The following is a 14,204-nucleotide window of genomic DNA, read 5'->3' as shown; positions in this document are numbered from 1 at the left end:
CACGAGGTCGTTATTACCGCCTCTCAGCGATAATGACCATATTTTCTGCTGTGGTCCGACTTCCTGGCGACGTTACCCGAGCCTGGGACGGACTCCGAGTACCGCACTGCCGACGCGCACATGTGTCGCTCCGGCCGTCACGGCCTTTTCGAGGTCCGCACTCATCCCTGCGGACACCATGTTCGCAGCCGGATGCCTGTGGCGCATAGCAGTCGACAAATCCATCAGCCGCTCGAACGCCGCACGTTCACGTCCGGCGTACGGTCCGGTCAGCGGGGCGACCGTCATCAGCCCGTCGAGCCTGAGCCCCTCGGCCTCGGCGACGAGGTCGGCCAACTCCCCGACTCCGCCCGGCGCCACGCCCCCGCGTTCCCCCCGTCCGCCCTCCCCTGCGTCCAGCGCGACCTGGATCAGACAGCCCACCTCGCGCCCGGCCCGTACGGCCTCCCTGGACAGCCCGGAGACCAGCCGGTCACGGTCGACGGACTGCACGACATCGGCGTAACCGACCACGGAACGCACCTTGTTGGTCTGCAACTGACCCACAAAGTGCCAGGTGAGCGACAGATCCGCGCACTCCGCGGCCTTGGGCGCCGCGTCCTGGTCACGGTTCTCGGCCACATGCCGCACACCGAGCTCCCACAGGATCCGCACATCACTCGCGGGGTAGGTCTTGGTGACGACGATCAGCGTCACCTCCTCTCGCTTGCGGCCCGCCGCCGAGCAGGCCGCCGCGATACGCTCCTCGACCGCCGCCAGATTCGCGGCGATTTCTCCCTTACGGTCCGTCATGTCCTATCAGTCCAGCCAGACATAGCCTGCGAGCCGCCCGGTGGTGCGGTCTCGGCGGTACGAGAAGTGGTCGGCGGACTCGCGCGTGCACACCGGCGACTGCTGCCGGTCGCGTACCCCGAGCCGCTCCAACTGCGCGTGCACGCCCGCGACCACGTCGACCGCCGGGGTGCCCCAGCTGGTCTCGGCGGACGCGGCGGGTTCGACGGCGGCGACGTCGGCGCGCATCTCCTCCGGAACTTCGTAGCACCGGCCGCAGACCGCGGGGCCGGTGCGGGCGACGATTCGGGCGGGGTCGGCGCCGAGCGACTCCATGGCGTCCACGGCGGCGGGGACGATCCCGGCGACCAGGCCGGGCCGGCCCGCGTGGGCCGCGGCGACCACTCCGGCGACCGGATCGGCCAGCAGGACCGGGACGCAGTCGGCGGTGAGGACGGCGAGGGCGAGACCGCGAGTGGCGGTGACCAGCCCGTCGACGGGCGGGGTGAGCGGGGTGGTCCACGGCCCGTCGACCTCTGCGACGTCGTTGCCGTGCACCTGGTTCATCCAGACCACCCGGTCCGGGTCGAGACCCAGGGACTTGGCGGCCAGTTCACGATTCGTGCGGACGGCGGCCGGGTCGTCGCCGACCGCGCCGCCGAGGTTGAGCTCCTCGTACGGAACGGCGCTCACTCCGCCCCACCGGTCGGTGAAGGCGAAGTGCGCGCCGCTCGTGTCGCTCGTTTCGGAGCGCAGTCCTATCACTTCAGGAAGTCCGGCACGTCCAGCTCCTCGGCCGCGCTGTCCGAGTAGGACCGGGACGGCGGGACCGGCGGGGAGACCGGGAGTTCGTTGACCGGCTCCGGGGCGGGTGCCGGGGCCTCCCTCGGCGTGACGCTGCCCAGCGACCCGAAGGACGGACGGCTCTCGGAGGAGGACCGTACCGGCGTGGGTTCGTCGCGCTTGGCGCCGGCCGAGCCGAGGATGTTGTCGCGCTTGGCCGGGGGCTGGCCCCCGTCGAAGCCGGCCGCGATGACCGTGACGCGGACCTCGTCGCCGAGCGCGTCGTCGATGACCGCGCCGAAGATGATGTTCGCCTCAGGGTGTGCGGCCTCGCTGACCAGCTGGGCGGCCTCGTTGATCTCGAACAGGCCGAGGTCGGAGCCGCCGGAGATGGAGAGCAGGACGCCCCGGGCGCCGTCGATGGAGGCCTCGAGGAGCGGCGAGGAGATCGCCATCTCGGCCGCCGCCACCGCGCGGTCGTCGCCGCGGGCCGAACCGATGCCCATCAGGGCCGAACCGGCCTCGGACATCACGGACTTGACGTCGGCGAAGTCGAGGTTGATCAGACCGGGGGTGGTGATCAGGTCGGTGATGCCCTGGACACCGGAGAGCAGGACCTGGTCCGCCGACTTGAAGGCGTCGAGGACCGAGACCTGGCGGTCCGAGATGGACAGCAGCCGGTCGTTGGGGATGACGATGAGGGTGTCGACCTCTTCGCGGAGTTCCGCGATGCCGTCCTCGGCCTGGTTGGCGCGGCGCCGTCCCTCGAAGGTGAACGGGCGGGTGACCACGCCGATGGTGAGGGCGCCGAGGTTGCGGGCGATGTTGGCCACGACGGGCGCGCCGCCGGTGCCGGTGCCGCCGCCCTCGCCGGCTGTCACGAAGACCATGTCGGCCCCCTTGAGGACCTCCTCGATCTCCTCGCGGTGGTCCTCGGCCGCCTTGCGGCCGACGGCCGGGTTGGCGCCGGCGCCGAGTCCGCGGGTGAGTTCGCGGCCGACGTCGAGCTTGACGTCGGCGTCGCTCATCAACAGCGCCTGAGCATCGGTGTTGATGGCGATGAACTCGACGCCCTTCAGACCGACCTCGATCATCCGGTTGATGGCGTTGACACCACCGCCGCCGACACCGATGACTTTGATGACTGCGAGGTAGTTCTGCGGTGCTGCCACGTCGAAGGCCTCTCGCCTCGAGTTACGTGTCGCCGTTCGCGATACGGCGAACGGACAACTCATGCCGAAGTGGGACGGTCCGAACGCCGACCCGAACCCTAACGTTGAAGTTTAGGGTTACCAGTGTGTCTGTTCCTTGGACTCTTCCGAACAGGACACTAAGTCGACAAGTGGCGCACGTTCAACGAACACGCCGAACCTCCCGTTTTTCTTTTCACCCTATGTGATCAGCCATAGCGATGCCCAACCAGGGTGGTGGCCTGCGTCGGCAGGCGTCAACTCCCTGATGACGCAGGGGCCGTGGGCACACTCACGTCGAAGTGCCGAGCCCCGGGAGCCGCTTTCATCAGAGCGGTGAGCGCACGGGCCTTCGCACCACCCCTCTCGCCGCTCCCCCACTCGACGGTCCGGCCGTCGCCCAACTCCAGCGAGACGGAGTCGTACGAGCGGACCTTGACCGTCTTGACGGCGCGCGCGACGGTACTGGGCAGGTCGCCTGCCACCCGTACCGCCTCGCGCACCAGCCGGTCGCTGCCGAAGCGACGCAGACTGGCGGCCTGCGAACCGGTCCCGGACAGCGTCAATTGCAACGCGGGTACACCGTTCGGGGCGACTGAAACCCTCGCGAATCGCACGCCTTTCGCGTCGACTTCGACATACTTGCCCCCTTTACCGGTGCTTTCGACAATCAGGACAGGGGTGCGTTCGATCACTTTCAAGCCGATTTCGTGCGGCCATGATCGCGCGACCTCAACCGAGTCAATTCGGGGCAATTTCTGGAGCAGTCGGGACTCAATGGCGTCCATGTCGACGGAGACGAGCGGTTCCCCGACCGGCACGTCGGCGGCTTCGCGCACCTGCGCCGGTGCCAGAACGTCGGTTCCCGACACCGACACGCGCTCCACACGCGTCCACCGGGACCAGTAGAACACCCACAGGGCGCCCCCGCCGACAACGAGCAGGGCGAGTGCCAGGACGACGACCGTACGAAGCCCGCGCGGCCCCAACCTGCCCAGGAGCCCCGGCAGGCGGGGCGGGCCGGAGCTGTCCGGCTGTCGTTCGCCGCGTTCGGCGGTCGTCGCTCCTGCGGCCACGCCTGCCTGCCTTCCCTCGTCGTCGCCCTGACAGGCCCTAGCGGTGGCGCGAGGCGATCGCCTCGTACACCATGCCGACGAGCAGCTCGTCGGCGTCCCGGCGGCCGAACTCGCTGGCGGCGCGCGACATCTCGTACAGCCGGTGCGGGTCGGCGAGCACCGGCAGGACCTGTCGTTGCACCCACTCGGGCGTCAGGTCCGCGTCGTCGACCAGGAGGCCGCCGCCTGCCTTGACCACCGGCTGGGCGTTCAGCCGCTGTTCGCCGTTGCCGATGGGCAGCGGGACGTAGGCGGCCGGGAGTCCGACGGCGGAGAGTTCGGCGACGGTCATCGCGCCCGCGCGGCAGAGCATCATGTCGGCCGCGGCGTACGCGAGGTCCATCCGGTCCACGTACGGTACCGGGATGTAGGGGGGCATCCCCGGCATCTGGTGTACCTGCGGCAGTTCGTTCTTCGGGCCGACCGCGTGCAGCACCTGGATACCGGCCTGCTGGAGGTACGGCGCGACCCGCTCGACCACCTCGTTGAGGTGCCGGGCGCCCTGCGAGCCGCCGGAGACCAGCAGCGTCGGCAGGCTCGGGTCGAGCCCGAACGCGGCCCGCGCCTGGGGGCGCACCGCCGCCCGGTCGAGGGTGGCGATCGAACGGCGCAGCGGGATGCCGATGTAGCGGGCGTCCCGGAGCTTGCTGTCCGGGGTGGAGACGGCGACCTGGGCGGCGTACCGCGAGCCGATCTTGTTGGCGAGGCCGGGGCGGGCGTTGGCCTCGTGGACGACGATCGGCACACCCAGGCGCTTGGCGGCGAGATAGCCGGGCAGGGCCACGTAACCGCCGAAGCCGACGACCGCGTCGGCCTTGGTCCGCTCCAGGATCTGCTCGGCGGCCTTGATCGTGCCGCGCAGCCGCCCGGGGACGGTGATCAGTTCGGGGGTGGGCTTGCGCGGCAGGGGGACCGCTGGGATCAGCGCCAGGTCATAGCCCCGCTCGGGAACGAGCCGGGTCTCCAGACCGCGTTCCGTGCCCAGGGCCGTGATCCCCACGCTGGGATCCTGCCTGCGCAGGGCGTCCGCGAGGGCGAGCGCGGGCTCGATGTGGCCGGCGGTCCCCCCACCGGCGAGTACGACATGCACCGAAATTCACCGCTCTCCGGACGTACGCGCCGCCGAGGCACGCCGTCTCATCGTGTTCCATCTCCGGGGGCTCCGATCGGACACCGGGCCCCCGGCCCCCCGCTTTCTACCAAAGCGAGGTTGCCGCAACGAAAGCGCCGCCCGCGCACCCGGTTCGTCGCGTGCGAAGGCGATCAGCAGTCCGATGGCGAACATGGTCGGCAACAGGGCGGAACCCCCGTAGGAGAACAGCGGGAGGGGGACACCGGCGATCGGCAGCAGGCCGAGCACCGCACCGATGTTGATCACTGCCTGAGCGGTGATCCAGGTGGTCACACCTCCCGCGGCGTACCTCACGAAGGGGTCCTCCGTGCGTCCGGCCACGCGGATACCCGCATAGCCTAGAGCCGCGAAGAGGGCGAGCACCGACAGAGTCCCCGCCAGGCCCAGTTCCTCACCGGTGACGGCGAAGATGAAGTCGTTGTGCGGTTCGGGTAGTTGTCCCCATTTCTCCACACTCGCTCCGAGGCCCGAACCGAACACGCCACCGGAGGCGAGCGCGTAGATGCCGTGCACGGCCTGCCAGCAGGAGGTGGCCCCGGTGCCGGGTTCGGTGGCGCCGATGCACTGGAAGCGGCCCATGCGGTTGGGGCTGGTCTTGATGAGTACGAGCCCGATGAACACGGCGACGGACAGCACACCCACGAACAGTCGCGTGGGCGCACCGGCCAGCCACAGCAGGCCGAAAAGGATGGCGGTCAAGATGATCGCCGTCCCCATGTCGCCGCCGAGCATGATCAGACCGAGCAGCATGAACGTCACCGGGACCAGCGGCACCAGCATGTGCTTCCACTGCGTGAGCAGCCGCTTGTCCTCCTTGCGCGCGATCAGGTCGGCGCCCCACAGCACCAGGGCGAGCTTGCCGAACTCGCTCGGCTGAATCTGGAAGGAGCCGCCCAACGAGATCCAGTTCTGGTTCCCGTTGATCGCCACTCCTATCCCGGGCACCTGCACGAGGATCATCATGAAGACGGAACCGGCGAGGATCGGGTAGGCGAGGGCCCGGTGCAGCTTCACCGGCATGCGCGAGGCCGCGAACAGCAGCACGCCACCGATCGTCGCCGCGAGGAACTGCTTGCGGAAGAAGTAGGACCCGGGCAGCGACAGCTGGAGCGCCTTGATCTGGGAGGCCGAGTAGACCATCACCAGCCCGAGCACCGTGATCAGCATCGAGCCGCCGAGGATGACGTAGTACGCGGTCAACGGCCGGTCCCAGGTCCGCTGCACGCGCCTGTGAAGCCGCCGTACGGGGTTGTCCCGGGGCGGCCGGGGGCTGCGGGGCCCGGAGGGCCTACGGACCTTCACAGCCCGCTGCACGGGCGGCCGCCCGGTACGGCTACTGGACATCAGCGCCTCCGACGCGACCGAGAGCGGCGCGAAGCGCCCTCGAAGGGGCGCGGGGCTGTGTCGATCTGCGGCTCCGCCGCGATGGGGGTCCCCCCGCTCGAGCGAAGCCGAGAGTGGGGGAGCGACCAGCCCCCACCGACCTGCGGCGAACGAACCACCGATGGTTCCCGAGCCACAACCGATCTCACGCGTCCCTCCAAGGCCCCCAAAAGGCACCCACCACGGCCGAAGACCGACCGTCAGGTCCCCGCACCTAGTTCGAGAACGGCCTGCGCGAACGCGTCACCGCGCTCGTTGTAGTTGGCGAACATGTCCATGGAGGCACAGGCCGGGGCCAGCAGTACCGTGTCGCCCGCCGCGGCCAGCCGCTGGGCCTCCTGAACAGCGGCGAGCATCGCCCCAGTGTCGGTCCGGTCGAGGTCGACGACGGGTACTTCCGGCGCGTGTCGCGCAAGGGCTTCGCCGATCAGCGCACGATCGGCGCCGATCAGCACCACCCCACGAAGTCGCTTTGCCGACTTGGCTACGAGTTCATCAAAGGTCGCGCCCTTGGCGAGTCCGCCGGCGATCCACACGATCGACTCGTACGTCGCCAAGGAGGCCTCGGCCGCGTGGGTGTTGGTCGCCTTGGAGTCGTCGATGTACGTGACCCCGCCCACGGCGGCCACGCGCGCGATGCGGTGCGCGTCCGGGGTGAAGGCCCGCAGGCCGTCCCGGACCGCCTTCGCGGGCACCCCGTAGGCGCGGGCGAGGGCAGCGGCGGCAAGGGCGTTGGCGATGTTGTGCGGGGCGGGCGGGTCGACGTCCCCGACCTCGGCCAGTTCCTGGGCGTTGCGCTGCCGGTTCTCCACGAACGCGCGGTCGACCAGGATGCCGTCCACGACGCCGAGTTGGGAGGGTCCGGGCGCGCCGAGCGTGAACCCGACGGCCCGGCACCCCTCCTCGACGTCCGCGCCGCGCACCAGGTCCTCGGTGGCCTTGTCGGCAACGTTGTAGACACAGGCGACCCGATTGCCCTCGTAAATACGGCCCTTGTCGGCGGCGTACGCCTCCATGGAGCCGTGCCAGTCGAGGTGGTCGGGGGCGAGGTTGAGGACGGCGGCGGAGTGGGCGCGCAGGGAGGGCGCCCAGTGGAGCTGGTAGCTGGATAGTTCGACGGCGAGGACGTCGTACGTCTCCTCGCCGAGGACCACGTCGATGATCGGTGTGCCGATGTTGCCGACGGCGGCCGTACGCAGGCCTGCCGCGCGCAGGATCGACGCGAGCATCTGGGTGGTGGTCGTCTTGCCGTTGGTGCCGGTGATCGCCAGCCAGGGCGCGGCGTCGGGGCCGCGCAGCCGCCAGGCGATCTCGACGTCGCCGACCACGTCCACGCCCGCCTCGGCCGCCGCCGCGAAGAGCGGTGAACTCGGCTTCCAGCCGGGCGAGGTGACGACGAGCCGGGTGCCCTCGGGCAGGGTCTCCGCGTCTCCGAGGCGTACCTCGATGCCCTCCAGGGCCGCCGCGCGTTCCCGGTGGGCCTCGGAGTCCCCGCCGTCCACGACGATGACGGAGGCGCCGAGGGCGGTCAGGGCGCGGGCGGCACTGATGCCGCTGACGCCGAGGCCGGCGACGGTGACCCGCATGCCCTCCCAGTCGCTGCCCTGACCCGATGTCACTTGCCGGCCGCCCATCCCGCGTAGAAGATGCCCAGTCCGACGATCACGCAGATGCCCTGGATGATCCAGAAGCGGACCACGACAAGGACCTCGGACCACCCCTTGAGTTCGAAGTGGTGCTGGAGTGGTGCCATCCGGAAGACGCGCTTGCCGGTCGTGCGGAACGAGCCGACCTGGATGACCACCGACATGGTGATCAGGACGAACAGGCCGCCGAGCAGGGCCAGCAGCAGTTCCGTACGGGAGCAGATCGCGAGGCCGGCCAGCGCGCCGCCCAGGGCCAGGGATCCGGTGTCGCCCATGAAGATCTTGGCGGGTGACGTGTTCCACCAGAGGAAACCGAGGCAGGAACCCATCAGCGCCGAGGCGACGACAGCGAGGTCCAGCGGATCTCGCACCTCGTAACAGGCCGCCGGGTTGGTCAGGGTCACCGCGTTGGCGCAGGACTCCTGGAACTGCCAGACGCCGATGAACGTGTAGGCGCCGAAGACGAGGACGGAGGCGCCGGTGGCGAGGCCGTCCAGACCGTCCGTCAGGTTCACGCCGTTCGACATCGCCAGGATCATGAAGAGCGCCCAGACGACGAACAGCACCGGGCCGATCGTCCAGCCGAAGTCCTGGACGAAGGAGAGCTTCGTCGAGGCGGGCGTGTTGCCGCGGCTGTCCGCGAACTGGAGTGACAGGACGGCGAAGGCGATACCGCCGCCGAGCTGACCCGCCATCTTCGCCTTGGCCCGCAGACCGAGTGAACGGCGCTTGACGATCTTGATGTAGTCGTCGAGGAAGCCGACCAGGCCCATGCCCGCCATCAGGCCGAGCACCAGCACGCCCGAGAAGGTCGGCGCGGGTGTTCTGGCCTCTCCCAGGCCCGTGAAGACCTTGGACAGGAAGTAGGCGGCGACCGTCGCCAGGATGAAGGCGATACCGCCCATCGTCGGCGTACCGCGCTTGGCATGGTGCTCGCGCGGGCCGTCGTCGCGGATGTACTGACCGTAGCCCTTGCGGGCAAGAAGCTTGATCAGCAGCGGGGTGCCGATCAGGGTCAGGAAAAGACCAATGACTCCTGCGAACAGGATCTGCTTCATCATCGGGCGGAAACCTCACCCTCGGCACCGGTCGCCAGGAGCGCCTGCGCCACGCTCTCCAGCCCGACCGACCGGGACGCCTTCACGAGCACGACATCCCCCGGGCGCAGCTCGCTGCGCAACAGGTCGACAGCCGCCTGTGCGTCGGACACGTGCACCGACTCCTCACCCCACGAACCCTCGTTATATGCGCCCAGTTGGAGCCAGGACGCTTCCCTGCCCCCGACCGCGACGAGCTTGCCGACATTGAGCCGGACGGCCAGCCGTCCGACCGCGTCGTGCTCGGCGAGCGCCTCGTCCCCGAGCTCGGCCATCTTGCCGAGCACCGCCCACGTACGACCCCCCTTGGCCCGTGAGGCTGAGCCCATGGCCGCGAGCGCGCGCAAAGCCGCTCGCATGGACTCGGGGTTCGCGTTGTAGGCGTCGTTGACGATCGTCACGCCGTCCGGGCGCTCGGTGACCTCCATCCGCCAGCGGGAGAGGGAGCCCGCCTCGGAGAGCGCGGTGGCGATCTCGTCTGCGGACATGCCCAGCTCATGGGCGACGGCGGCGGCGGCGAGCGCGTTCGACACGTGGTGCTCACCGTACAGGCGCATGGTCACGTCGCTTGCACCGGAGGGTGTGTGGAGCCTGAAGGCGGGCTGCCCCTTGTCCGTGAGTCGCACGTTCTCGGCGCGTACATCCGCTTCGCCGGACTCGCCGAAGAAGATCACCTTCGCCTTTGTTCGAACCGCCATGGCCCGTACGAGGGGATCGTCTGCGTTCAGGATCGCGGTACCGCCGTCGGACTCGGAGGGCAGTGCCTCGACGAGTTCGCCCTTCGCTTGTGCGATCTGCTCGCGTCCGCCGAACTCGCCGATGTGGGCGGTGCCGACGTTGATGACGAGGCCGATGCGCGGCGGCGTCAGCTCGGTCAGGTAGCGGATGTGACCGATTCCGCGGGCGCCCATCTCCAGGACCAGGAACCTGGTCTCCTCGGTGGCGCTCAGCGCGGTCAGCGGCAGCCCGATCTCGTTGTTGAGCGAGCCGGGGGTGTAGACCGTCGGCGCCTTGTGCTGGAGCACCTGGGCGATCAGGTCCTTGGTGCTGGTCTTGCCCGCGGAGCCGGTGAGGGCCACGAGGGTCGCGCCGAGCTTCTGGACCACGTGCCGTGCGAGGGCGCCCAGCGCCCGCTGGACGTCGTCCACGACGACCGCGGGCACACCGACGGGCCGGGAGGCCAGTACGGCGACCGCGCCCGCCTCGACGACCGCGGCCGCGAAGTCGTGGCCGTCGACGCGCTCGCCGGCGAAGGCGACGAACAGGCTGCCGGGCTCCACCTCACGGGAGTCCCTGACGACCTGTCCGGTGACCTGGACCGACGGATCCGGTATGTCGTGGGTCTGCCCGCCGACGACTGCTGCGATCTCGGCGAGAGAGAGGGCGATCACAAGTTCATCCCTGGGTCTGCTGGATAGCTTCGCGAAGCACCAGGCGGTCGTCGAACGGACGGACCACCCCGGCGATGTCCTGGCCCTGCTCATGGCCCTTGCCCGCGACCAGCACGGTGTCCCCGGGCCGCGCGCGGGCCACGGCGGCGGCGATGGCCGCGGCCCGGTCCTCGAACACCTGGACCTCACCGCGCTCGTGCGCCGGCACGGAGGCCGCGCCCTGGAGCATGGCCGCGAGGATCGCGAGGGGGTCCTCGGTGCGGGGGTTGTCGGAGGTCAGTACGGCGGTGTCGGCGAGCCTGGCCACGGCGGCACCCATGGGGCCGCGCTTGGTCGTGTCCCGGTCGCCGCCGCAGCCGAGCACCACGTGCAGGCTTCCCTCGGTGACCTTGCGCAGCGCGCGCAGCACCGATTCGACGGCGTCCGTCTTGTGCGCGTAGTCGACGACCGCGAGATACGGCTGCCCCGCGTCCACCCGCTCGAGGCGCCCCGGCACTCCCGGTACGGCGGCGATGCCGTCGGCGGCGGCCTGCGGGTCGAGCCCGGCCTCGGCGAGGGCGACGATCGCGGCGAGGGTGTTGGCGACGTTGAAGGTTCCGGCGAGCGGCGCTCTGGCGCCGATCCGCTGCTCCTTGGGGCCGACCACCGTGAACGTCGAGTCCATCGGGCCGACCTGGACGTTCTCGGCGCGCCAGTCGGCGTCCGGGTGGCCCTCGGCGGAGAAGGTGACGACCGGGACGGTGGCCTCCTGGGCGAGCCGTCGGCCGTACGCGTCGTCGTGGTTGACGATGCCGAGTCTGCTGCGTTCGGGAGTGAACAGCCGCGCCTTGGCCTGGAAGTAGTCCTCCATGTCGGAGTGGAACTCCATGTGTTCCGGGCTGAGGTTGGTGAACACGGCGATGTCGAAGACGCAGCCGTCGACCCGGCCGAGGACCAGCGCGTGGCTGGAGACCTCCATGGCGACCGCCTCGACCCCGCGCTCGCGCATCACCGCGAACAGCGCCTGGAGATCGGTGGCCTCGGGCGTGGTGCGCTCGGACTTGATGCGTTCATCGCCGATGCGCGTCTCGACCGTGCCGATCAGCCCGGTGGCCCGGTCCGTCTTCAGGCCGCCCTCGACGAGGTACGCGGTGGTGGTCTTGCCGGAGGTGCCCGTGATGCCGATCTGGAGCAGGTCGCGCCCCGGACGGCCGTAGATCGTGGCCGCCAGTTCGCCCATCCGCGCGCGCGGGTCGTCGGCCACCAGCACCGGCAGGCCGGTGGCGGCGGCGCGTTCGGCGCCCGTGGGGTCGGTCAGCACGGCGGCGGCACCGAGTCCGGCGGCCTGCGTCACGAAGTCCGCGCCGTGCAGCCGGGCACCCGGGAGGGCGGCGTACAGGTCGCCGGGGCGGACGGCGCGTGAATCATGGGTGATACCCGTGATTCCGGCGTCCTCAGGGGTCTGGGGCTGCGGGGCACCCAGTTGTCCGGCGAGTTCCGCGAGGGGTGTGGCGGAGACGTGAACCGGCCTCGGCGGCCCCGGATATGTCACAGGAACGCCCTTCTGGGTGGTTTGGTACTGATCAGCGTGTGGCACGGCGGTGAGCGTACCGGGCGCACCCCCGGACGAGCGAAGTGAGGGCGCGGGCGGGGTGGGCGACGGTGCGCTGGGCCCCGGGTCGGGAGAGTTCGTAGTCACGAGCTGTTTCCTGGCTGGTTTCCGTGCTGATCAGGGTGTGAAGGCCACGGGGAGATTCGCGGCCTTGGCCCCGGTGGGCGGTACCTGAAGGGTTTTCAGGGCGAACTCCATGACCTCCTTGTAGATGGGGCCACAGATCTGACCTCCGAAGTAACTGCCTTTGGTGGCGTTCTGGATGGCGCAGTACACGGTGACGCGGGGGCTGTCTGCGGGTGCGAACCCGGCGAACGACGACGTGTATCCGTGGTAGCGGCCGGTGGCCGGATCCACGCGGTTGGCGGTACCCGTCTTGCCCGCCACGCGGTAGCCGGGAATGCGCGCCTTGGCGCCGGTGCCCTCCTCGTCGTCCACGACCGACTCCAGCATCTTGGCGAGGGTCTTCGCCGTCTTCTCACTGACGACCCGGGTCTTTCTGGGCTGGGCGGCGGGGGTGAACCTGCCGTCCGCGCCGTTGGTGCCCCGGATCAGGCTCGGCTCCACGCGGACACCGCCGTTGGCGATCGTCGAGTACACGGAGGCCGCCTGCAGCGCGTTGAGGGAGACGCCCTGGCCGAAGGGGATCGTGAACTGCTGGGAGGTCGACCACTGGCCGGGCGGCGCGAGGATGCCTTTGGTCTCGCCGGGGAAGTCCAGCCCGGTGTAGCTGCCGAGGCCGAACTTGCGCAGGTAGGAGTAGAGGATCCGGTTGGACTGCGCCTGTGTCTTCCCGAGCTGCCCGGTGGCCAGGATGGTGCCGATGTTGCTGGACTTGGCGAGCACGCCGTTGAGGGTGAGGTACCAGGTCGGGTGGTCGATGTCGTCCTTGAAGAGCCGGTCGCCCCGGTGCAGCCGGTTGGGCACGACGACATGCGTGGCGGGCGTCGCCACGTTCTCCTCGAGTACGGCGGCCATCGACATGACCTTGGCGGTGGAACCGGGCTCGTAGGCGTCCTGGAGGGCCGCGTTGCCGAGCGCGCCCGGGTTCGCCCTGGTGAGGTCGTTGGGGTCGAAGCCGGGCGAGTTGGCCATGGCCAGGATCTGACCGGTCCTGGTGTCCTGCACTATCACGTACCCGCGGTCCGCCTTCGACTCCTTCACCTGCTCGGTGATGGCGTTCTGCGCGGCCCACTGGATGTCACGGTCGATGGTCAGTTCGACGTCGGAACCGGGCACCGCGGGCGTCTCGGTGGAGTCGGCGGTGGGCACCTGCCGTCCCCCTGACTGCGCGTACCGGATCTCGCCGTCCTTCCCCGACAGCTCCCCGTTCAGCTTCTGTTCGAGGCCGCCGCCGCCCTTGCCGTCGGCGCTGACCCATCCCAGCAGTCCGGCGGCGAGTTCGGCGTTCGGATACACGCGCTTGCTCGCGGGCACGGCCAGCACACCGGCGAGGACGCTGACGGTGGTCGGGTCGGTTCCGGTCTTGGCGGCCAGGGTGGACTTCAGGTCCTTGATCTGCGTCCACACCTGGGGGGTCTGGCGGTGCGCGAGCAGCGTGTAGCGCGTGTTGGGCGTCTTCAGCTTCCTGGCGATGTCACTCGCGTCCTGCCCGAGGATCGGGGCGAGGAGAGCGGCGGCCTGCTCAGGGGCATCGCCCAGTTTCGTGCTCTCCGGCGTGAACATCGTCGGGTCGGCGGTGATGTCGTACGCGTCCACGCTGGTCGCCAGTTCGATGCCGTTGCGGTCGGTGATCTCGCCGCGTTCGGCGGCCAGAGTGCGGCCGACGTACCGGTTCTGCTCGGCCTTGGCGGCGTACACGCTCGCGTCGACGGCCTGCACCTGAAGCAGCCGTACGACGAAGGCGATCATCACCAGGGCAAGCGCGAGGCTGACCATGCGCAGCCGGGGCCGGGGGCTGCCGAGCCGGATGACCTTCGGCCCGCCGGGGCGGCCTGCGGCGGGACGACGGGCGGGGCCGGCTCCGGAGGCCGGACGCCGGGGGGCGCCGGGGCGGACGGGCCTGGCCGGGGCGGGCACCCGGCGGCGCGGCGGTTCCCTGTCGGACACTTCCGTCACCTGCCGGGGGTCGTGGAGGGGAGGGT

11 protein-coding genes are annotated in these 14,204 nt (G+C 70.0%); all 11 read right to left on the bottom strand.

The annotated features are described in order from the left end of the window. Positions 1–72: 72 nt before the first annotated feature. Positions 73–792 carry a YggS family pyridoxal phosphate-dependent enzyme gene (locus ADL01_RS26000; protein ID WP_053744450.1) on the bottom strand — a complete coding sequence of 240 codons (720 nt, stop codon included), beginning with the start codon at positions 790–792 and terminating at the stop codon, positions 73–75. A gap of 6 nt (positions 793–798) precedes the next feature. Further along, entirely contained in the window at positions 799–1,536 is a 738-nt protein-coding gene (gene pgeF, locus ADL01_RS25995) for a peptidoglycan editing factor PgeF (RefSeq protein WP_199834928.1), read from the bottom strand. After that, complete coding sequence (gene ftsZ / locus ADL01_RS25990; RefSeq protein ID WP_053744449.1) at positions 1,533–2,726, bottom strand: cell division protein FtsZ; 1,194 nt, start codon at positions 2,724–2,726, stop codon at positions 1,533–1,535. Before ftsZ ends, pgeF begins: the two co-directional genes overlap by 4 nt. Before the next feature lie 275 nt (positions 2,727–3,001). Beyond that, positions 3,002–3,820, bottom strand: a complete 819-nt coding sequence (locus ADL01_RS25985) for a cell division protein FtsQ/DivIB (protein WP_053744448.1) — start codon at positions 3,818–3,820, stop codon at positions 3,002–3,004. Between the two features lie 37 nt (positions 3,821–3,857). Next, positions 3,858–4,949, bottom strand: a complete 1,092-nt coding sequence (murG, locus tag ADL01_RS25980) for an undecaprenyldiphospho-muramoylpentapeptide beta-N-acetylglucosaminyltransferase (protein ID WP_053744447.1) — start codon at positions 4,947–4,949, stop codon at positions 3,858–3,860. 6 nt (positions 4,950–4,955) lie between these two features. Then, complete coding sequence (gene ftsW, locus ADL01_RS25975) at positions 4,956–6,335, bottom strand: putative lipid II flippase FtsW (protein WP_053744446.1); 1,380 nt, start codon at positions 6,333–6,335, stop codon at positions 4,956–4,958. Positions 6,336–6,574: 239 nt separating this feature from the next. Next, positions 6,575–8,008, bottom strand: a complete 1,434-nt coding sequence (gene murD / locus ADL01_RS25970) for a UDP-N-acetylmuramoyl-L-alanine--D-glutamate ligase (RefSeq protein ID WP_420719738.1) — start codon at positions 8,006–8,008, stop codon at positions 6,575–6,577. Then, complete coding sequence (gene mraY, locus ADL01_RS25965; protein WP_107090997.1) at positions 7,990–9,078, bottom strand: phospho-N-acetylmuramoyl-pentapeptide-transferase; 1,089 nt, start codon at positions 9,076–9,078, stop codon at positions 7,990–7,992. Before mraY ends, murD begins: the two co-directional genes overlap by 19 nt. After that, positions 9,078–10,508, bottom strand: coding sequence for a UDP-N-acetylmuramoyl-tripeptide--D-alanyl-D-alanine ligase (locus ADL01_RS25960; RefSeq protein ID WP_053744444.1), 1,431 nt, complete (start codon positions 10,506–10,508; stop codon positions 9,078–9,080). Before ADL01_RS25960 ends, mraY begins: the two co-directional genes overlap by 1 nt. Before the next feature lie 4 nt (positions 10,509–10,512). Beyond that, positions 10,513–12,039: a UDP-N-acetylmuramoyl-L-alanyl-D-glutamate--2,6-diaminopimelate ligase gene (locus tag ADL01_RS25955; RefSeq protein ID WP_053744443.1), complete on the bottom strand. Its 1,527-nt coding sequence runs from the start codon at positions 12,037–12,039 to the stop codon at positions 10,513–10,515. A 177-nt stretch (positions 12,040–12,216) separates the two neighbouring features. Further along, a complete protein-coding gene (locus ADL01_RS25950) occupies positions 12,217–14,169 on the bottom strand; it encodes a peptidoglycan D,D-transpeptidase FtsI family protein (protein ID WP_324614637.1) in 1,953 nt (650 codons plus the stop codon). Positions 14,170–14,204 lie beyond the last annotated feature (35 nt).

Origin of the sequence: Streptomyces sp. NRRL WC-3618 (genome assembly GCF_001280005.1) — a bacterium.
Taxonomy (GTDB): domain Bacteria; phylum Actinomycetota; class Actinomycetes; order Streptomycetales; family Streptomycetaceae; genus Streptomyces.
This window is presented reverse-complemented; position numbering and strand designations above follow the sequence as displayed.